This window comes from Reichenbachiella sp. MALMAid0571 (genome assembly GCF_040151475.1).
GTDB lineage: Bacteria > Bacteroidota > Bacteroidia > Cytophagales > Cyclobacteriaceae > CAXBNB01.
In genome coordinates this window covers 1-19,233 of record NZ_JBDKWG010000082.1, presented here as the reverse complement: position 1 = coordinate 19,233, position 19,233 = coordinate 1, and the positions used below count along the sequence as shown (strand labels likewise).

The 19,233-nt window shown below is 36.1% G+C and carries 20 protein-coding genes; 14 read left to right on the top strand and 6 right to left on the bottom strand.

Going from position 1 to position 19,233, the window contains the following annotated elements; all coding sequences use genetic code 11:
• The first annotated feature begins 22 nt into the window (after nt 1-22).
• The 4 genes from AAOP42_RS02125 to coaD all read left to right on the top strand — a co-directional run bounded on the left by AAOP42_RS02125 (nt 23) and on the right by coaD (nt 2,544).
• Nucleotides 23-517, top strand: a complete 495-nt coding sequence (locus tag AAOP42_RS02125; RefSeq protein ID WP_349526805.1) for an NUDIX domain-containing protein — start codon at nt 23-25, stop codon at nt 515-517.
• 64 nt (nt 518-581) lie between these two features.
• Nucleotides 582-1,172: a hypothetical protein gene (locus tag AAOP42_RS02120; protein ID WP_349526804.1), complete on the top strand. Its 591-nt coding sequence runs from the start codon at nt 582-584 to the stop codon at nt 1,170-1,172.
• An 8-nt stretch (nt 1,173-1,180) separates the two neighbouring features.
• Nucleotides 1,181-2,074 (top strand): DUF3822 family protein, encoded by an 894-nt coding sequence (locus tag AAOP42_RS02115; protein WP_349526803.1) that lies wholly within the window; start codon nt 1,181-1,183, stop codon nt 2,072-2,074.
• A gap of 11 nt (nt 2,075-2,085) precedes the next feature.
• Complete coding sequence (gene coaD, locus AAOP42_RS02110; RefSeq protein ID WP_349526802.1) at nt 2,086-2,544, top strand: pantetheine-phosphate adenylyltransferase; 459 nt, start codon at nt 2,086-2,088, stop codon at nt 2,542-2,544.
• Between the two features lie 3 nt (nt 2,545-2,547).
• On the opposite strand, the gene AAOP42_RS02105 is transcribed toward coaD, so the two are convergent.
• On the bottom strand, nt 2,548-4,011 hold the full coding sequence (locus AAOP42_RS02105) for an aminotransferase-like domain-containing protein (protein WP_349526801.1): 1,464 nt from the start codon (nt 4,009-4,011) through the stop codon (nt 2,548-2,550).
• A gap of 73 nt (nt 4,012-4,084) precedes the next feature.
• Between AAOP42_RS02105 and AAOP42_RS02100 the strand changes: the two genes are divergently transcribed.
• Both AAOP42_RS02100 and AAOP42_RS02095 read left to right on the top strand, forming a co-directional pair.
• A complete protein-coding gene (locus AAOP42_RS02100) occupies nt 4,085-4,558 on the top strand; it encodes an OsmC family protein (protein ID WP_349526800.1) in 474 nt (157 codons plus the stop codon).
• Nucleotides 4,555-5,205, top strand: a complete 651-nt coding sequence (locus tag AAOP42_RS02095; protein ID WP_349526799.1) for a pyridoxamine 5'-phosphate oxidase family protein — start codon at nt 4,555-4,557, stop codon at nt 5,203-5,205. The genes AAOP42_RS02100 and AAOP42_RS02095 overlap by 4 nt, the downstream gene beginning before the upstream one ends.
• Nucleotides 5,206-5,228: 23 nt before the next feature.
• On the opposite strand, the gene AAOP42_RS02090 is transcribed toward AAOP42_RS02095, so the two are convergent.
• The 4 genes from AAOP42_RS02090 to AAOP42_RS02075 form a co-directional block, all read right to left on the bottom strand.
• Nucleotides 5,229-5,633, bottom strand: coding sequence for a response regulator (locus tag AAOP42_RS02090; RefSeq protein WP_349526798.1), 405 nt, complete (start codon nt 5,631-5,633; stop codon nt 5,229-5,231).
• Nucleotides 5,634-5,644: 11 nt separating this feature from the next.
• Nucleotides 5,645-7,045, bottom strand: a complete 1,401-nt coding sequence (locus AAOP42_RS02085) for a sensor histidine kinase, YfiR-like protein-associated (protein ID WP_349526797.1) — start codon at nt 7,043-7,045, stop codon at nt 5,645-5,647.
• Nucleotides 7,046-7,050: 5 nt separating this feature from the next.
• Nucleotides 7,051-7,608: a TOL_0243 family YfiR-like periplasmic protein gene (locus tag AAOP42_RS02080; RefSeq protein ID WP_349526796.1), complete on the bottom strand. Its 558-nt coding sequence runs from the start codon at nt 7,606-7,608 to the stop codon at nt 7,051-7,053.
• A gap of 481 nt (nt 7,609-8,089) precedes the next feature.
• Nucleotides 8,090-9,706, bottom strand: a complete 1,617-nt coding sequence (locus AAOP42_RS02075) for an ABC-F family ATP-binding cassette domain-containing protein (RefSeq protein ID WP_349526795.1) — start codon at nt 9,704-9,706, stop codon at nt 8,090-8,092.
• A gap of 347 nt (nt 9,707-10,053) precedes the next feature.
• Between AAOP42_RS02075 and AAOP42_RS02070 the strand changes: the two genes are divergently transcribed.
• Nucleotides 10,054-10,965 carry a hypothetical protein gene (locus AAOP42_RS02070; RefSeq protein WP_349526794.1) on the top strand — a complete coding sequence of 304 codons (912 nt, stop codon included), beginning with the start codon at nt 10,054-10,056 and terminating at the stop codon, nt 10,963-10,965.
• Here the strand turns inward: AAOP42_RS02070 and AAOP42_RS02065 are convergent.
• Nucleotides 10,952-12,901, bottom strand: coding sequence for an LTA synthase family protein (locus AAOP42_RS02065; protein WP_349526793.1), 1,950 nt, complete (start codon nt 12,899-12,901; stop codon nt 10,952-10,954). The two genes, AAOP42_RS02070 and AAOP42_RS02065, sit on opposite strands and share 14 nt — an antisense overlap.
• 195 nt (nt 12,902-13,096) lie before the next feature.
• Here AAOP42_RS02065 and AAOP42_RS02060 point away from each other — a divergent pair, with 195 nt between their 5' ends.
• From AAOP42_RS02060 to AAOP42_RS02030, 7 genes are all read left to right on the top strand, one after another.
• Nucleotides 13,097-14,653, top strand: a complete 1,557-nt coding sequence (locus AAOP42_RS02060) for an SDR family NAD(P)-dependent oxidoreductase (RefSeq protein ID WP_349526792.1) — start codon at nt 13,097-13,099, stop codon at nt 14,651-14,653.
• A 31-nt stretch (nt 14,654-14,684) separates the two neighbouring features.
• Nucleotides 14,685-15,266, top strand: coding sequence for a helix-turn-helix domain-containing protein (locus tag AAOP42_RS02055; protein ID WP_349526791.1), 582 nt, complete (start codon nt 14,685-14,687; stop codon nt 15,264-15,266).
• Between the two features lie 112 nt (nt 15,267-15,378).
• Nucleotides 15,379-15,930, top strand: coding sequence for a DUF2911 domain-containing protein (locus AAOP42_RS02050; RefSeq protein ID WP_349526790.1), 552 nt, complete (start codon nt 15,379-15,381; stop codon nt 15,928-15,930).
• Between the two features lie 12 nt (nt 15,931-15,942).
• Nucleotides 15,943-17,055, top strand: a complete 1,113-nt coding sequence (locus tag AAOP42_RS02045) for an amidohydrolase family protein (RefSeq protein ID WP_349526789.1) — start codon at nt 15,943-15,945, stop codon at nt 17,053-17,055.
• A 276-nt stretch (nt 17,056-17,331) separates the two neighbouring features.
• Nucleotides 17,332-17,505: a hypothetical protein gene (locus tag AAOP42_RS02040; protein WP_349526788.1), complete on the top strand. Its 174-nt coding sequence runs from the start codon at nt 17,332-17,334 to the stop codon at nt 17,503-17,505.
• 2 nt (nt 17,506-17,507) lie between these two features.
• On the top strand, nt 17,508-18,125 hold the full coding sequence (locus tag AAOP42_RS02035) for a Cap15 family cyclic dinucleotide receptor domain-containing protein (RefSeq protein ID WP_349526787.1): 618 nt from the start codon (nt 17,508-17,510) through the stop codon (nt 18,123-18,125).
• 1 nt (nt 18,126) lies between these two features.
• Nucleotides 18,127-19,128, top strand: a complete 1,002-nt coding sequence (locus AAOP42_RS02030) for a cyclic GMP-AMP synthase DncV-like nucleotidyltransferase (RefSeq protein ID WP_349526786.1) — start codon at nt 18,127-18,129, stop codon at nt 19,126-19,128.
• Nucleotides 19,129-19,233 lie beyond the last annotated feature (105 nt).

Below are 19,233 nucleotides of genomic sequence, written 5' to 3'. Positions count from 1 at the left end.
TTTTTCTATATTTTTGAGCACAATGGACAAAGAAGAAATATCAAAAATATATGGAGGTAAAGTGAGGGTTAGAGTTTGTGGTATTCTTGTAGAAGGGGATTCTATATTACTGGTTAAGCATAAAAACCTTGGAAAGAAGCAAACACTTTGGATGCCGCCTGGTGGTGGAGTAGAGTTTGGACAGTCGATATCCGAAAGTTTGAAAAGAGAATTTCTGGAAGAGACAGGATTATTTGTGGAAGTTTGTGACTTTTTGTTTGCTTCTGAATTTATACAGCAACCATTGCATGCTATTGAACTATTTTTCAAAGTCGAATTAAAGAAAGGAACATTAAAAGTGGGTATTGATCCTGAAGCAGGAGAGGCTCAACAGATAATAGATGAGGTAAGGATGATGGACTTTAAGGAAATCAATAGCATGAACAAGGAGTACTTCCATGGGATATTTCTAAACTGTAGTAGTACTAAGGAGTTATTAAACAGTGCTGGATTTTTTAATTTTGAAAATAATCTCTAAAATAGCGTTTTCGTAACCAAAACTTACTTTAAAAATATTTAATATTGCACAAAAACAATCTAATATGAACACAACCAGAATCATCTCCATTGCAGCTTTAATTGTTTCCATAGTTCTTGCTGTTCTTTTATACAATAGTATCTTTGATTCAATTGATGAAGCAGAGAGAATTGAAAAAATGGAAGGTAAAATAATTAATAAATTGATGATGATCCGTGATGCTCAGATTGCATATCAGTCGGTGAATGGACAATATACCAGCGATTGGAATAAACTGATTAGCTTCATCGATTCAGGTCAATTTTACATTACTTCTAAAATTGAACACATTATTACGTTGGATTATGGTGCAGATAGTATTTATCTTGAAATTGACACTTTGGGAACTAAACTGGTAAGAGATTCTATATTTTCACCTGCAAAATATCCTAAGTTTGACCTGGCTACACTGCCATATTCACCAGTAGATCCTAGCAAAAAGTTTGGTATGTGGGCAGATAAAATCGATAAGAGTGGTGTAAGTGTAGATGTAGTTGAAGTTTGGAGTACAGCATCTGTAAACCCTGCCCGAAAAGAAAGTAATGAAGCAAGAACCAGAAAGCCACTGAGATTTGGTTCTAGAACAAGTGTAACTACATCAGGTAACTGGGAATAAATAATATATTGGAAGCCGCAGCAAAATCGGGGAGTTATAAGCTCGTAAGAAAAATTAAAGATGAAAAGTTTGATGTAGAAAGATTGCATCAATACAGCTTGTCTATGCAAGTAGGTATTCGGGATTTTCAGTTTTGTATTACTGATGTAGAAACCAATACTTGTCTGCTTCTGGAGGATTATATCTTTGAGGATGTAAAAACGATCAAGACCCGTTTAGCAATATTGGCTTCTTTGTTTGAGAATCATCATCTGTTGATGGCCGGATTTTGGAAATCTGTTAAGTTATCCATCAAGAGTCACAAGTTCTCTTTAATCCCATCATCTCATTTTATTGAAGAATCTATGAGAGATTATCTTCTGCTGAACTGTGAAATAAACGATTCAGTGGAAGATATCTATTACTATAAGCACATCAGTTCAAATGCTGTTAATATTTTTGCAGCTGATAAAAGACTCGTAAAATGGATGCGCTCTTTGTATCCATCTAAAAACCTTCAGGTAATTCATCAGGGAAGTGCCCTGATAGAAGGTATTTTAAGATACGATGATCATACCCATGAAAAGACGATGTTTTGCATAGTTGATCGTGGTATTTTGCATGTCTTCGTTTCTGAAAATCAAAAGCTTCATTATTACAATCAGTTTGCTGTCAAAATAAGCAAAGATTATCTGAAGTATATCATGTTGGTGTTTAAGGAATTTGGATTGAGTCAAAGACACCAGAAAGTGATTGTTTGGGGTAATATAAAGCACGACTCTGAGCATTTCGGATTACTCCAAAAGTATATAGGAAATATCTCATTTGGAAGCAAACCTTCCTACCTGAATTTCAGTTTTGAGTTTGATGAAATTCCTGATCATCAAAACTTCGACTTGTTCAGCGTATTTCTTTGTGACTAACTTCCTTTGGAATGTCAGAAAAAAAAATAGCTCTTTTTCCGGGTTCTTTTGATCCTTTCACGAAAGGTCATGAAGATATAGTAAAAAGAAGTTTAACCCTGTTTGATGAAGTCATTATTGCCATTGGTCACAATGCGGCTAAAAAACACTATTTCGAAGTGGATTATATGGTTGAAAGAATCCAGTCTTGTTTCACCGGGGATGATCGTATTAGCGTGTTGACTTATAATGAATTGACGGCAGATCTGGCAAAGAAGACGGGAGCCAATTTTTTGGTGAGGGGTTTGAGAAACACTACTGATTTTGAATATGAAAATAGTATTTCTCAAGTCAATCGCTACATTAATTCCAATTTGGAAACTGTGTTTTTGATTACATCTCCAGAGTTGGCTCATATCAGTTCCACTATCATAAGAGAAGTACATAAATATGGTGGAGATGTTAGCCCATTCCTGCCTTTCAAGTTGTAAGGATCAATATTCCTTTACTGTTTTAAGAAGTGCATTTAGATTCCAATCCATTTCTTCTTCATTCATAGAAGCAAAGCCTAGCCGACAAGAGTGTGGTGTTCTTTCAGGATCAATGTTTAGAAACAAATTGTTTTGCTTTGCTTTTTTAACGAGTTCTTTCACAATAATATCATTGTTAAATGTAGCCCAAATTGCCATTCCCCCATCCGGGATATTGAAATCAATTTCATTCGCTAATTCACTTTGAAGTCTTGAACAGAAAATATCTCTTCGGTTTTTGTAGGCTACTACTGCTTTTTTCAGGCATCTCTGAATTTCATTTTCTTTGATAAGTTCGGCCAAAGCCCTTTCTGTTATTGGGTCACCTTGCTTGTCTATCATTCTCCTCAATTTGGCAATTTCATGTATTACTTTTGGATGGGCAAATACATAACCCATTCGGACGGACGGCACCAGAATCTTACTGAATGAACCAATATAAATGACATTCCCTGACCTGTCTAAACTGGATAAAGGCAAAATCGGAGTTCCGGTATAATGGTAATCGTAATCATAGTCATCTTCTACAATAGCGAAGTTGTATTGAGACGATAACTCAAGTAGTTTTATGCGGTTTTCTGTGGGCATAGTCACAGTAGTGGGGTAGTGGTGGTGAGGTGATATATATACTGCTCTGATTTTGTTTTCCAAACAAGCTTTTTCTATTTCTTGTATGTTCAGACCAGTATTGTCAAGTGGAATTTTAATCAGGTTTGCTCCGAGGTGTTGAATGATCTGATCTGCATTTTTATAGTTTAGCTCTCCAACTATTACATTATCTCCTTTTTTTAAAAGTACATTGAAGAGCAGGTAAATTGCCATTTGACTTCCCCTTGTGACCAAAATATTTTCTTCAGATCCATTGAGTGCTCTGGTTGATGATAAATAAGTTACAAGGGTTTTTCTAAGTGTAATATTGCCGTAAGAACTTGCGTTTAGCAGTACAGACCGTCCGATATTTCCCCTTGAAATTGATCGTGCTGTTTTTAGCAGAATATCGATTGGTGCCATGCGGTAGTCCGGTGTACCGTCATCTATTGTATTAATAGGACAGGTAAAATCCTGATTAGCTACAAATGATAAGTTGGAGAGGCTTTCAACAAATCTTCCGGGCTGATAAGATGGATTCTGTGGTAAGGATTGGTGTTTTTGTATAGGAAGGGAGTTTTTAATGTAAGTACCTTTCGAAGGTATCACTTCTAACCATCCCTGAGCCAAAAGTTCGTCATAAGCCAGAGATACAGTCTTTCTATTCAATTTTAATTCTTCTGCCAGTATTCTGGTTCCGGGCATTTTATATGCTTTCGAAATCCTTCCAGCCATTAATTCATCTATGATAGCATCAGCTACTTGTAGATAAACAGCACGAGATTCCTTTTTATTTACTCTAATAATAGATTTCCATGGAAGCATATCCGGACCATGCATTTATTTAATATTGGACTATTACAGTCATCCACAATGATAATACTTTTACTTATAGAAAAACAAATAAATGAAAATGAGCAAAGAACACAATTATACCATAGAAGTAAAATGGACAGGAAATTTAGGGAAAGGAACGCAATCAAGTGCTGCTTATACCCGTGACCATGAAATCAGTAAAAAGACGGGAGGAGTCATTCTTGGATCGTCTGATCCGGTGTTTAAAGGAAATCCTGAAAGGTACAATCCTGAGGAGTTGTTGTTGTCAACCTTGTCTGCATGTCACATGTTAATGTATTTGCATTTCTGCTCTGATAATCAGATTACAGTAGTAGAATACATTGACAATTCGGTGGGTGTGATGGAAGAAGAGGCAAGGGGTAGTGGACACTTTGTTTCCGCAACTTTAAAGCCCAGGATAAAAATTTTGGAAGCCGATAGGTTGGAAAAAGCTGTGGAATTGCATCATCAGTCACACGAATATTGTTTTATCGCCAATTCAATAAATTTCCCATTAAATGTTGAACCAGAAATAGAAGTAGTGAGATGAGTCAATTTGAAATAACTAAAAAGAATAAAGTTGTCCGAGGTGCTAAAAGAGCTACTTATGATGAGCAGAAGATATACGATATTTTAGATGCAGGTTTTTTATGTCATGTGGCTTTTAATATTAATAATCAGCCCTTTATGATTCCAACGGCTTATGGAAGGCGTGGTGATTTGTTGTATATACATGGCTCAGTGAAGAGCAGGACAATTAAAAATATAGCTAAAGGTGTGCCTGTTTGCCTTGCAGTTACTCATTTGGATGGGTTGGTATTAGCCAGATCAGCATTCCATCATTCGGTCAATTACAGATCAGTGATTATCTATGGTACAGCGGTAGAGGTGACAGAAAGAAGTGATAAAAATGATGCACTGTATTGCATTACCGAAAATATCCTTAAAGGAAGATGGGAAGAGACAAGAAAACCGAATGACAAGGAGTTGGATATTACTGGTGTATTGGCAATAAAAATAGAATCAGCATCGGCAAAGGTTAGAATGGGAGGGCCTGTAGATGATCAGGAAGATTATGACCTTGATATATGGGCAGGCCATTTACCTTTAAATACTTGCTTTGGTAAACCAGTTTCAGATGAAAAGCTAAAGAATGGGATTGAAATTAGTCCTAGTGTGGAAAAAAAACTATGCTGATTTTTTATAACTATTTTTATTTGTTAACTCTGTCTTACTTTGTCCAGTACTGAAGATAGCATGTCAACAGATAATGGTTTTTCCAGAAATTCTAATACATTATATTTAATTGCTTGTTTAAAGTCATTTGAATAGGTTGATGTGGTGAGTATTACGATAGGTATGTTTTTTGGGTATGTATTGTTTCCATTAAACTCTTCTAAAAATTCAAATCCATTCATTATTGGCATATTGATATCCAGAAGAATAAGATCAGGGTGTTTACTCAGAGATGTATTGTCATTTCCTCCAAAATAATCTAATGCTTCTTTTCCATTCCATACATTATCTACATTGATTGATTGATCTAATTTTTTTATAACGATTTTAGTAAGAAAAGTTCCAGTATCGTCATCATCTACCAATAGGATATTATTAACATTGTTCATTTCATACACTTTTAATTAAAAAAAATTTTAAATAATGTTCCTTTGTTTATAGTGCTTTCTACCTCAATACTACCATTATTGTTTTCAATAATTCTTTTCACTGCATAAAGTCCTATTCCAGTGCCTTCCACATGACTATGCAGCCTTTTGAAGATTGCAAAAAGCTTCTCTTTATCTTTATTTAAATCTATGCCCAACCCGTTATCCTTTACAGTCAAAACTTTTTTGCCATTTATTTTTCCCGTTTCAATATGGACAACAGGAGGCCTGTCATATGATTTATACTTAATCGAATTAGACAACAGATTATACATTACACTTTTAATAGCCGTTCTGGAGTATTTAATTGTACTAAGCTCACAAAAATCAGTCTTTATTTCTGCGTTTGATGAATTAATCAGAGTTTCGATATCTATTGAGACTTCCTGAAAAACATCTTCAAATTTCACTTCTTCTATATCATCAAAAATATTTTTTTGAGCTTTTGCGGCCGTAGAGAGATCTGTAATGGTTCTTTTGAGTCGTGTTATTGAATGCTGCATTCGGTCTATTAGGTAATTTGTAGTTTCATTTTTGCTGTAAATTTCTGGAGCCAGTAGATTAAACAATCCGTCAATGTTAACAATAGGGCTTTTTAAATCATGAGAAGCAGCATATACAAAACTATCTAGGTCTTCGTTGGTTTTTTTGAGCTCGTTATTTTTGTCCAGCAAAGACTGATTCTGTTCTTGAATTTGTGTCAACATTCGATTGAAAGCATTATTGAGTAGCCCTATTTCATCCTTTCCCGTTAAAGGCGCACGTACTGAATAATCATGACGTTCAGATATTGCACGAGCTATGTTAGCTAAATTGAGAATGGGTGAAGAAATACTTTTTTGTGAAATCCTGGAAAGCTGATATGCTAATACAAATGAGATAAGAAAAACTAAAATAGATATCAAAATGTAGGATCTAAGACGTTCTTGGATAATCCTTATGTTATAGCTTAAATGCAAGGTGCCAAGTTTTCTGTCGCCTTGTAAAACAGTTTGAACTCCTTCAATATTTGAACCTTTGAAATAAAAACCATTTTCACTTGACATTGCTAAAAATTCACTGACTGTTGCCTCTTCAGGATATTGGGAAAAAAGATGCCCCTCTTTGTCATAAAGAGATGCAGTGCCAATGTTTTTTTCGGCTTTTAAACTACTTAATATTTCATCAGCATCTTCACGGCTATCAAATGCAAGAGCGGCAGTACTATTACTGGCTATTATTTCTGCTAATGTTGAAAGTTGCTGTATTGTGGTTTTTTTGAAAGTATAAAAGTCGTAGGCAATGAATGCAGTACAAGTCAAAATCAACACCGTACCACTGATGAACAAAATTACTGTCATCAATTGTTTTTTGATTGGTATGTCTTTTAACAAGAACATTAATTTTTCTTAGGTTTAACAACTTTGGCTACTCTTAATAGTTTGGAGCTAACAGTCAACTGGGTATTTTTAATTGCATCGGGATTAATTTGAAATTGTATTTTGTTGCTTTGGTTAAAAAATTTAATCATACTTCCCTGGTGCATATAGTTATTGGCATCATCTACAATTAGAACATTTTTTCCTGTCAGGTTTGATACAACTTCCTCGAATTTTGGCATTTGTGATGAACTAACAAATAAGATGTGGCATGAATTGATGTCTTCAACTTTCTTGTAATACTCAACAGCTAATGGATGCCCATTTATTTTTTCCCCGGCTATAGTTTCTTTCAACTGAGTACCAAATGGATTTTCTCCTAGTACACCAATTACAAGAGGGGAATCTGTTGTTGCGAATGCATCTTCTGGCCACTCTATGAATTGAGTAAAATTTAAAAGGAAAACAGCTTTAATTTGATACTCTCTGGATATAGAAATTTGTGCATATAATGATGTACCACAAATTAGTATTAAGGCCAGTGCAATAGAATATATTATAGTTTTTAGAGTTGCCATACTGTTTTTCCATATATACTACGTTCTAGATTTCTCGGAGCAGGTGATGAAGGAATGAATTCAGCGTGTTGATTTTCCAATAAATTTTGTCCAGCAACACTTAAGATTGTACTATTTGCACTAAGTATAAATAATACAATTAAAATGAAAGAAGAAAGAAATGAAAAATAGCGTTTTATTCCTCTCATTAGCTGGTGTGATCTGGATGTTTATAATCTACTTCAGTAGAATTAATCTGGTTTATAACATTACTAATATAGGTATTTATATTTAATTAAGCTATAAAAAGTTATATTTTATATTACTTAAATCTAGTTGAATTAGTATGTAATGTACTTGTATGATTTCTCTGTCAAAAAAGGTGAGAATTTGAGCATAGCCGTAATGGTAACAGGCTGGTATAATTTTTTAATAAAATGTATTTTATAAGCAAGAAGCTAAGGGTATAAATTTGATTAGGATGTATTTCTTTGATTATATTTTAGACATACATTTCTTCCCTTTGCGCTGTGATTTGTTCATTAGAAATGTAGTCATCAAAATCAGTTAACTTATCAATGAAGCCATTGGGAGTTAATTCCAAAATTCTGTTGGCAACAGACTGAGTAAATGTATGGTCATGTGAAGTGAAAAGGACTGTACCAGGGAAGTTGACCAGAGCATTGTTAAATGCTTGTATTGATTCAAGGTCAAGGTGGTTGGTAGGCTCATCCAGTATCAATAGATTTCCCTGAGCGAGCATCATCTTAGATACCATACATCTTACTTTTTCTCCTCCTGATAGTACACTGCATTTTTTGAAAGTCTCTTCTCCAGAGAAAAGCATTTTTCCAAGAAATCCTCTGATGAATACTTCATCTTTTTCACCATCGCTGTATTGACGCAACCAATCAATCAGGTTGTCATCCGAGGTAAAATACTCACTGTTTTCGTTTGGTAAATAAGCCGTTGTTATGGTTTGACCAAATTTAAAAGTGCCTGAATCAGCTTTTTGCTCCTCCATTAGAATCTGAAAAAGAGCGGTTACAGCATGACTGTTTTTACTGATGACAGCAATTTTATCACCTTTATTTACAAATAAATCTAAATTCTTTATCAAGGGAGTGCCTGATGCGCTTTTGTTTAGTTTTTCAATTTGTAAAATCTGATCACCTGCTGTTCTGCTTTGATTAAAGATAATGGCAGGGTATTTTCTGGAGGAGGGTTGTATCTCCTCAATATTGATTTTGTCCAGCAGCTTTCTTCTGCTGGTGGCCTGCTTAGACTTTGATGCATTGGCACTGAATCTGGCAATAAATTCCTGAAGTTCTTTTTTCTTTTCTTCTGCTTTCTTATTGGATGAAGACCGCTGGCTCAATGCCAATTGGCTTGATTCGTACCAGAAGGAGTAATTTCCGGTAAACAATTTGATCGCACTAAAATCAATGTCAGCTACATGTGAGCAAACTGTATCTAAGAAATGTCTGTCGTGAGAAACAACAATAACCGTATTTTTAAAATCAAGTAAAAAATCTTCTAACCAGGTGATAGTTTGGATGTCCAGATCGTTTGTGGGTTCGTCAAGAATTAAAATATCTGGATTCCCAAATAAAGCCTGAGCAAGAAGTACCCTTACTTTCTGCGTACCATTTAATTCCTTGAGTAACTTGTAATGATCACTCTCTACTATACCTAGTCCGCTGAGTAAAGCAGCTGCATCAGACTCGGCATTCCATCCATCCATTTCAGCAAATTTGGCTTCTAGTTCTGAAGCCTTGTTGCCATCCTCTTCTGAGAAGTCTGGCTTGGCATAAATGGCATCCTTTTCTTGCATGATTTCCCACATCGTGGTATGGCCCATCATCACGGTATTCAAAACCGTATGTTCATCAAACTCAAAATGGTTTTGGTTCAATACGGCCATTCTTTTGCCTGGCTCAATTATCACCTTACCGGAATTAGGGATAATGTCTCCTGATAATATTTTTAAGAAGGTAGATTTTCCCGCACCATTGGCACCTATCACTCCATAACAATTACCAGAAGTGAATTTTATGTTTACTTCATCGAATAGAATACGCTTACCGTATTGAAGGGATATGTTTTGAGTAGAAATCATAATTCAAGGCTTTTGAAGCCGCAAAATTAGGGTAAAAAATAGTGAAAACTTACCCGGATGCAATATTTATAGGAATTTCTGCATTTACGTAGGTTCAACTCAGGTGCAAAAGTCAGGCAGCTTTTAGATAAAAGATTTTTTTAGGAAATTTAAAATTAAGTTTTTCTCTTGGTCTTCGGTTGATTTTATGTTGCCTTCGTTGAATTTGAGTTATTTGTTTTTCATTTACTGTTTCAAAGTATGTTTTTTTATCGATAATCCGTTTTGATAGCTCAAACGAAAATTGTTATATTTAAAAAATAAGTAAGCTTTTGAAAAGTTATATGGTAGAATTTAAAAAATGCAATATGAACAAACTGCTTATTACTTTATTATCATTATCCCTGTCTGCATCTATTCATGCACAATCTCTAAAAAACTCAATTGAAGGAAGTGATATTTGGGGAGCATGGCTTGTGAAGGGAACCTCCAAAGTGTGGCTTGTTGATGAAATACCTGAACGGGCCAGACTTTGGGATTATGAAAACAATGAGGTAGTTGTTTCTTTTAAGATGAAGGAAAATGTAAAAAGTATTAATCTACTTGACAATGGCTCACTTGCTTACATCACACACCACGAAAAGAACGAATACATTATTTTGAATGAAAGTGGAAATACAACAGTAAAGAAGATTAAAAATAATGCTCCTTATTATTATATCCATCCTGGAGGAAAGTATGCTTTCGGGTCAATTTTCGAAGGGTTTGTTACTTATACTATTGGAGAGAAGAAAATTTCAGAATCAAAACTGAATGACAGTATTACCGACTATACCAGTAGGTTTTATCAAACAGGTTCACCGGAGGTTATCTTTAGAAGATCAAATGATGTTTTTCAAAAGATAGATATTTATTCAGATGGTGTATTAGCGGTTTCAAGGGCTTATGATAAGGGTCTCCTTTTATTTGATGAATCGAAAAATCATTTTTTACTTGTTTCACCCAAATCCTATACATCTTATTCGTTGACTGAATTACAATCCAAAACAACATTTGATAGGAGTACCTCCATTGATTTATACAATGCATTGTATAATAGTGAAGATCAGACTATATGGTACTGCAAGGATGGAAGCATCAACAGGTTTGACCTGAAGATCGAAAAAGATACTAATAGTGTTTTCTTAGATGTTGGTGACTTGTATTTTGAAGATAGAATGGGAAATACTGCCATTGGGTTTTCAAACAAAAAGCAAAAGTTTTTTGTTATTGAGTTATGACCATTTCATTTCTGATCAATCTTCTGTTGTATTCCTGGATAATCGCTTTGAGCTTCCTATCCATTTTGGCTTCTACATCCGGCAAAGTCCCCAGTAAGTTTTGAGTCAGCAATTCATCTTTTTCAATATCAAAAAGGTTGGTGGCTGATTCGCCATTGTGCTGAAGCATATAACCATCCATGATCAGTTGATAAGAATCTCCTACATAGTTAATGGTGAAATGTTCAGCCTGCTGATCAAACATGTCGTTACCAAAGGCAACATAAGGCTTAGGGTAGTTAAGCATGCCGAGCACAGTAGGCATAATGTCATTTTGCTGCACTATAGTAGTCTGATCAAATCCCGTCAGTTGCTCGTTTTCAGGATTAAATATGATAATAGGTACAGTAAATGTTCCGAGCGATGTTTTGTATTTTAAAATGTCACTGTAAGTCGAAGCATGGTCTGCGGTCAATACAAATATAGTGTTGTTGTACCAATCAGATTTTTTGGCTTCATCAAAAAACCTTCTTAACGAATAGTCGGTGTATCCAACATTTTTATGAATTTTCAGACTGCCTTTTGGGAATTTATTTTTGTATTTATCTGGCAGAATAAATGGATGATGAGAAGATACTGAAAACAAAGCAGTGAAAAATGGTTGTTTCATTTTCCCCATTTCAGTATTGAAATATTGAAAAAACTCTTCGTCCCAAATTCCCCAAATTCCATCATAAGCATCATTGTTATCGAATTCATCTTTGCCAAAGTAATCATCAAACCCTGCCTGATTGGTAAAAGCATCGAATCCCATAGAACCATTTGCAGCACCATGAAAAAACGCTGTGTAGTAATCCTCACTTCCAAGAGTTGAAGCCAGGCTGTTGATTTTATTTCCGGAATAATGCGATAAAACAAATGGAGCTACCAATGACGGAATACTTGCCAATACTGAGGGCATACCTGAGATGGATTTACGGCCATTGGCGTAAGAATTTCTGAAGGTGTATGAATGACCTATCAGACTGTCAAGGAATGGCGTATAGCCTTTGTACCCTTCAATATCTCTATTCAATGCTCCGATATGCTCTGTTCCAAAACTTTCCAATATGAAAACAACCACATTCTTTTTGGCCATAATACTATCCGGTTTTCCTGAATGGTATGCAGTGAATACTTTTTCCTGTTCTTCCTGAGAACTGAAATATTGCTTTTCCTGCAACGAGTTTTTCTTTAGTGTTCTGAAAATAGCAAAGGGAGTATTAAGGACGATAGCCCTTTCGTTTGGTTTAGTTATATAAGCAGATGCATTACTGAGGGTAATCGGTCGTGTACTGTGTTTGAAACCGCCTCTGATTCCTACTATCGTCAGGTAAACAGTCACTGCCATGAGTGCAAACTGAAACACCGTATATTTCCATATATTTTGATTTGGAGCAGGTTTAACCTCTACTTTATTGTATAAAAAAATTAAAATGATAATAAAAAAAACTGCTAGTACATCCACATACCAATACTCTACTAAAAACCTGAAAACCAGTCCGGGTAAATTTACTTCATGGGCAAATTGCTGAAATATGGCAGCTGTAGTTCTTTTCAAAGTAATCTGATAGTACACAGTATCAGCCATGTTTATAATAATACCTACTGCATTAGTGAATACAAAGATCCATCTGGCTGTCTGCTGATATATCCGGTTATGCCTGATTTTGAAGGGAATGATTTGCATAAAAAGATACAAGGCATTTAAGTAGAGCAATGCAGTCAAATCAAACCTAAACCCACCCCAGAAGATCAATGCAAGGCGAGGAAAATCTATGTCAGTGTAATATTCATGATTGTATAAAAAGAAAAACAACCTGCACAGTGCCAATAGTACAAAAACAATCAGTAATCGATAAATCAGAGCAGGGTAGATATTTAATTTAAAGGAAGGACTGCTGAGTGATTTTGCCATTTACGAATTAAAATTATGATGTCGCAAAACTAAAAATTAATTTATCATTAACAGAGTATTAATTCAGGGTTAGTTTGCTCGTGATTTTTAACTCCATTTCTATTTGTCATGTTTCATTGTTCTGAAGAAAAGCTACTATTGAGAATAGTCAATAATGCTACTTAAGCCTATCTTTGCGGCATGTAAGTGAGATTTATGAGTGATAACAATTTAGAACAGGAAGAGACGGTCAGTCACAAGCAAATTGATGATTGTATATCTATATTGAGCAAGTTGGTAGGGGATACCAATCAGCTTTTTGAACTACCTGAAGAAAAGAGGGTGGAGTTGATGAAAATGGCTGGCTTACTCACCAGACCAAGCCGAGAAGAGTTTGCCCGCCGAAGGAAGGATGCTAAAAAAGCAGCCAGGCGTAAACAAATAGAACGAGACAAGCATGCTCGTGCCGAAACGGGGATAAGAAGTGCCCGGGAAGCTGCTGTATTTTCTGCCCCAAAAATGATTGCTTTATCAGGAGAGCATAAACAGAGAGACTTGAAGTTGGAATCTCCCAGAAATTGTTATGTATGCAAAGCTGTTTATACCAAATTACACCACTTTTATGATACCATGTGTCCTGAATGTGGTGATTTTAATTATGCCAAACGATTTCAAACAGCTGATCTGACTGGCCAGGTGGCAGTGGTGACAGGTTCACGATTGAAAATTGGGTACCATATAACTTTAATGCTTTTAAGGGCAGGAGCAACTGTGGTAGCGACTACCAGATTTCCTGTTGACTCAGCACTTCGTTTTTCCAAAGAAGAAGATTTTACCGAATGGGGCCATCGCCTCAAAATTCACGGTCTTGATTTAAGGCATATTCCCAGTGTTGAAATCTTTTGTAATTTTATAGAGCAGCAATATGACAGATTAGACATTATGATCAATAATGCGGCTCAAACAGTAAGGAGGCCAGCTGGTTTTTATCAGCATTTGATGGGCAATGAGGAGTGTCCTATAGATGCTTTACCTCCCTATGCCCGGGAATTACTTTCTGATCATGCCTATTGTCTGGACGAACTCAGAACATTGAGTTCCGGAGTTGCCACCAGTGATGGTAAGAATCTTCCGGTGACCTGGCATGGAAGAGAGCTGGGAGTTGGTATCAGTGCTTCAGCCAAATTATCTCAAATACCCTATAGTTTTGATAATTCGATTACGTCTAAAGAGGTTTTTCCTGAAGGGCAATTAGATGCTGATTTGCAACAGGTAGATCTGAGAAAAACCAATAGTTGGAGGCTAAAACTGGGTGAAATTGAGACTACTGAAATGATTGAAGTTCAGTTGGTTAATTCTATTGCGCCATTTGTACTCTGCAATCGTTTGGTGGAGTTGATGAAAAAAGAAAATACCGGACAAAAGCACATCATCAATGTGTCAGCTATGGAAGGGAAATTTCATCGCTTTCACAAGGAAGATCGCCATCCCCATACAAATATGGCAAAGGCCGCATTGAATATGATGACACATACTGCTGCATCGGATTTTGCTAAATATGGTATTTACATGAATGCTGTTGATACCGGATGGGTGACAGATGAAGATCCTGCTGAATTATCAAAAAAGAAAGTAGAAGTACATGATTTTCAACCTCCATTGGATATTGTCGATGGAGCAGCGAGGGTGATGGATCCTTTGATTGATGGGATAAACACAGGCAAACACTGGTGTGGTAAATTCCTGAAAGACTATTTTCCAATAGATTGGTAGGTTGTAATTGAATCTAATAAACGCAGTATGTATGGAAGGAAAGCATAGTTTGTATATAAAAAACATGGTTTGTGACCGCTGCATTCTTGTAGTAGATCAGATATTAAAAGAAGCTGACATAGACTCAGGTGCTGTTACCTTGGGAAAGGTAGAATTAACGAAAGAACCAACCAGAGAAACCTTAGGCTTGTTGGACACAGCTTTGGTGAAGCATGGTTTCGAAAGAATTGATGATAAAAAAAGCAAACTACTGGAGCTTATTAAAACCACTGTCATTGAGGCAATTCATCATTATGAACAATTTGATATCAACATCAATTGGTCGTATTACCTTGCAGATAAGCTTAACCAGGACTACCATTATTTGAGCAACTTATTTTCAACTGTTACTGGAATCACACTGGAGCAATACATTATCAAACAAAAAATAGAAAAAGCGAAAGAGTTTCTATTTTATGATGAATTGTCTGTCAAAGAAATTTCTTACAAACTAGGATACAGCAGTGTGGCTCATCTGTCATCACAATTCAAAAAGGTTACCGGATTTACCCCCACTGAATTTAAGAAAATGAGAGAAAATGACAGTCGAAAAACCCTTGACAATATCATATAATGATGTATTCTAGTTAGTGCTGTGTGATATAGCATTACAATTATTTATGGCATTCTGGTAACATTCCAGCTTCAATGCAGTTTATATTACTTCTTCAACAAAACTTACCAACATGATTAAGAAAATTTTTATCGGAATAGGAGTAGCTGTACTTCTGTTTGTACTTTTTGTGGTTTATTCGATATTTATAGCCACACCTGCCAGCCCGCCTGCTACTGTGAAACATTCAGCACAAGGTTTAGAAATTTCGGTTGATTACAGCCGGCCTTATAAAAAGGGGCGTCTGATCTTCGGAAATGAGTCCGAGGGAGCCTTGCAACCTTATGGAAAATACTGGAGATTAGGAGCCAATGCTGCTACTGAAGTTACTTTCAGTAAAGATGTATTGTTTGGAGGCAAGCCGCTTCAGGCTGGAAGCTATCGTTTGTATGCCATTCCCGGTGCTGACTCTTTTGAAGTACGGGTGAACAGTGAACTGGACGTATTTTTCGCTGTGTCCGAAGCTGACCCGGAGTTGGATCTTTTTTCTGTAACGGTTCCGGTTGTACCTCAAGACAAAGTTACTGAAATGTTTACCATCAGCTTTAGCAACAGTGATTCAGATATTATGATGGATTTTGTTTGGGACAAAATAAAATTCAGCATACCAATAAGCGTACAATAAGCATTTTTCTTTATGAAAAAGTGGTTTCTTTTGCCCTTGCTTGTTTTGGTTTTTTTAGGTACAGTTTATTGGTGTATTGGTAAAATTCAATACCGAATGAATGTGATGGATGTCGAAGAGTATTCTCCCATTTCCACACTGAAAGTACCTGAAACCCTGCTGACAAGGGCAAAATTTCCATTTATTGATGTACACAACCATCAATGGACAATGCCTATTCAAAACCTGGACAAACTGGTCGCAGATATGGATGAGCTTAACATGGCAGTGATGGTTAATCTCAGTGGTTTTCGTGGCAAATATCTGGAGTGGTCTTTGGACAATGTAAAAGACCATCTGGGTCATCGGTTTGCTATTTTTCTAAACATCAACTTCGAAGAACTTGATGACGAAGGATGGCCGCAGAATGCCCTGACAATGATGGAAGAAGCCGTGAAACAAGGCGTGAAGGGACTCAAGGTGTATAAGGGATTGGGTCTTACAGACAAAGACAATGAAGGCAACAGAATAGCCATTGATGACGAAAGGCTTGATCCTATCTGGGCAAAATGTGGTGAATTGGGTATTCCCATTCTCATTCACTCCGGTGAGCCTGCTGCATTTTGGAAAGACAAAGACAAATACAACGAGCGTTGGCTGGAACTGAAACAATACCCCAGCCGTTATCGGTCTCCCGACAAATATCCGTCGTTTGAGGAAGTCATGACGGAACAGCATCATGTATTTCGTAAGCACCCTAATACCATTTTCATCAATGCACATTTAGGATGGTTTGGCAATGACCTTGACAGGTTAGGGCAATTGTTTGATGAGTTGCCCAATGTTTACACCGAATTGGGTGCAGTGCTTGCTGAGCTTGGCCGACAACCACGACATGCCAGAGCCTGGATGATCAAGTATCAGGATAGGGTGATGATGGGTAAAGACACGTATAAAAAAGAGGAATACTACACCTATTTTAGAGTGCTTGAAACAGCCGACGAGTATTTCGACTACTACCGCAAGCGTCATGCCCATTGGAAAATGTATGGGCTGAATCTCCCGGATTCAGTTTTGAAAAAAGTCTATTATAAAAATGCCCTTGGTGTCATTCCCGGTTTGGATGCCGGTTTGTTTGAGGAGTAAGAGATAAGCGCCTTATTCATAATGTGTCCATAGACGAGTTACTTCGATTTTGCCACATCAAATTAGTGGATGGCTCAGATAAAGGAGTTTTCATTCCTTCTTCAATGGACTTTTTCATTCCGGGAATGGAAGTCAAATACAATTTATTTAATGAGTCTTTTAGTCAGTCATATTTGATATAACAAGAAATTGTAGTTAAATACTGTAATTATGTCATGTTATTCTACAATAATGGGAAAAATTAAAATTTGGCACATTAAGTGATATTTAACGTGCATGGTTTTAAATCAAGATACTGCTGAAGCAAGGGTTCGATTCCCTTTTCCTCCACCAAACGACAATCTTTGGGGGAATGGTGTAAGAGGCATGCACGTGGCATTGATATTAAATATATATGGTGAAAAGAAAAGGGGTTTACAACCCCTTTTTTTATTGTCTGAAAATTCCTGAGTATGAATAATGGATATTTTAAATATTATAAATCTAGCATTCTTATTTCACTTCTAGCAATACTCGCAATTGCATTGTACTTAGCGAAAGACTTTTGGGGACTCTCTATCTCAATCGTTTCGATTATGACCAGTCTATTATTCGTTATTGATAAGTGGCTCTGGAATACACGCCTTTTTTCTTGGATGTTTTGGGTCGATGACTTCTCAGGAAGATATGAAGGCTGGTTGGAATATGAGTATAGAGATGAAAATTGTCAGATAAAAACAGGTTCGCTCAAACACGTAAAAATCGTCCATCAATCTGGCAGCAAAATCATCATATTCTCATTTACAATTAAACCAGATGGAACAGCATCTTCAATGTCTGAAAGTCAAGGTATGTATGTTGAAAAGACTAACGGTGACAAACATTTTAACTTAATCTATTCATATCTAAATCAAGGAAGTCAGGAACAAGGTTTCTCACCACATTATGGCACTGAAATTATTAAGGTGATTGGTTCAAAAGAAAACAAAGTTCTATCAGGTAGATATTTTACCGAGAGGCTTCCATTTAGCACAAAAGGCAAATTCACTGATCTTAAATGGGTAAGCAATAACGAACAACACGATTTCTAATATGGCAAATACACACAATCTATTTCAATCTTATAATGCTGTCATTAAATTAGATGGCGATCGTAGAGGAATTCTAAAAGAAAAACGGGATAATCTCAGAAAGAGGATAAAAAATGGATTTTCTGAGCTTAAAAGTGTCCGCTTCTTTGCTGAGAGTCTAAATACACAGGTAGAGGAAGAAATTGAATTTCAAAGTCAAGGCTCATATGTGATGGACACCATAATAAATCCAAGTAAAAAAGATGACGAATATGATATAGACGATGGAGTTTATTTCATTGGTACTAGAAATAGAAGCCAAAGGCCTGAACCACATCAATTTCATCAGTTTGTAATTGAATCAATAAAAAAGGGACGAGGAGAGAATGAAATTGAAGAGATAAAGGATAAAAATACGTGTGTGCGGGTTAGGTATAAGGGTCGTAACGGAGATTTCAACTATCATGTAGACTTACCCATTTATTATGCTATTAGCGTTCGAGAACCAGATCTTGCTGATACTAAGGAATGGTGGCATACAAGTAATCCTATTGAGTTTATAGTTTGGTTTGAGGAGCTAATTCAGTCTGGATTTAAAGCTGAGTATATCTTAGAGAGTCGATTATATGAAAAGGAATATGATCAATGGCTAAATGATCGGAGAAAAAAAGACCATCAACTTAGAAGAATAGTAAGGTATCTGAAAGCTTGGGGTGATCATATAAAAGGTGAAATGCTTCCAGGTGTTGTAATGACTATTCTGGCCGGTTCAGACTCAAACTATCAAGAACATGAGCGAGATGATATCTGCCTAAGAAATACATTAGTAAATATTAGTAATTGGCTGAGTAATAATGGTTTTAAATGTCCTAGACCAACAACGCCACAAGGAGAGGATCTATTTAAAGAATATTCGCAGGCGAAAAAAGATTACTTCAAAAATGCGCTTGATAAATTTATAGATAGCGCTAATAAAGCGATTTCATCAGATGGACTTACAACAAAAAACCGGACAAAAAGTTAAGCGCATATTGAACAATTAATTTTCCCATATTGTTCGGGGGTTTTATACCCTAGATATGAGTGTTTTCTTTTACGGTTGTACCAGATTTCTATAAACTCAAACACA

Excerpts from the sequence above, each read along its gene's own strand:
- AAOP42_RS02095 (WP_349526799.1), top strand. The coding sequence starts at position 4,555 with ATGAGTCAATTTGAAATAACTAAAAAGAATAAAGTTGTCCGAGGTGCT.
- AAOP42_RS02105 (WP_349526801.1), bottom strand. The coding sequence starts at position 4,011 with ATGCATGGTCCGGATATGCTTCCATGGAAATCTATTATTAGAGTAAAT.
- AAOP42_RS02045 (WP_349526789.1), top strand. The coding sequence starts at position 15,943 with ATGAAAAAGTGGTTTCTTTTGCCCTTGCTTGTTTTGGTTTTTTTAGGT.
- AAOP42_RS02075 (WP_349526795.1), bottom strand. The coding sequence starts at position 9,706 with ATGATTTCTACTCAAAACATATCCCTTCAATACGGTAAGCGTATTCTA.
- AAOP42_RS02030 (WP_349526786.1), top strand. The coding sequence starts at position 18,127 with ATGGCAAATACACACAATCTATTTCAATCTTATAATGCTGTCATTAAA.
- AAOP42_RS02120 (WP_349526804.1), top strand. The coding sequence starts at position 582 with ATGAACACAACCAGAATCATCTCCATTGCAGCTTTAATTGTTTCCATA.
- AAOP42_RS02040 (WP_349526788.1), top strand. The coding sequence starts at position 17,332 with ATGGTTTTAAATCAAGATACTGCTGAAGCAAGGGTTCGATTCCCTTTT.
- AAOP42_RS02070 (WP_349526794.1), top strand. The coding sequence starts at position 10,054 with ATGAACAAACTGCTTATTACTTTATTATCATTATCCCTGTCTGCATCT.
- AAOP42_RS02090 (WP_349526798.1), bottom strand. The coding sequence starts at position 5,633 with ATGAACAATGTTAATAATATCCTATTGGTAGATGATGACGATACTGGA.
- AAOP42_RS02065 (WP_349526793.1), bottom strand. The coding sequence starts at position 12,901 with ATGGCAAAATCACTCAGCAGTCCTTCCTTTAAATTAAATATCTACCCT.
- AAOP42_RS02080 (WP_349526796.1), bottom strand. The coding sequence starts at position 7,608 with ATGGCAACTCTAAAAACTATAATATATTCTATTGCACTGGCCTTAATA.
- AAOP42_RS02055 (WP_349526791.1), top strand. The coding sequence starts at position 14,685 with ATGGAAGGAAAGCATAGTTTGTATATAAAAAACATGGTTTGTGACCGC.
- AAOP42_RS02060 (WP_349526792.1), top strand. The coding sequence starts at position 13,097 with ATGAGTGATAACAATTTAGAACAGGAAGAGACGGTCAGTCACAAGCAA.
- AAOP42_RS02100 (WP_349526800.1), top strand. The coding sequence starts at position 4,085 with ATGAGCAAAGAACACAATTATACCATAGAAGTAAAATGGACAGGAAAT.
- AAOP42_RS02125 (WP_349526805.1), top strand. The coding sequence starts at position 23 with ATGGACAAAGAAGAAATATCAAAAATATATGGAGGTAAAGTGAGGGTT.
- AAOP42_RS02035 (WP_349526787.1), top strand. The coding sequence starts at position 17,508 with ATGAATAATGGATATTTTAAATATTATAAATCTAGCATTCTTATTTCA.
- coaD (WP_349526802.1), top strand. The coding sequence starts at position 2,086 with ATGTCAGAAAAAAAAATAGCTCTTTTTCCGGGTTCTTTTGATCCTTTC.
- AAOP42_RS02050 (WP_349526790.1), top strand. The coding sequence starts at position 15,379 with ATGATTAAGAAAATTTTTATCGGAATAGGAGTAGCTGTACTTCTGTTT.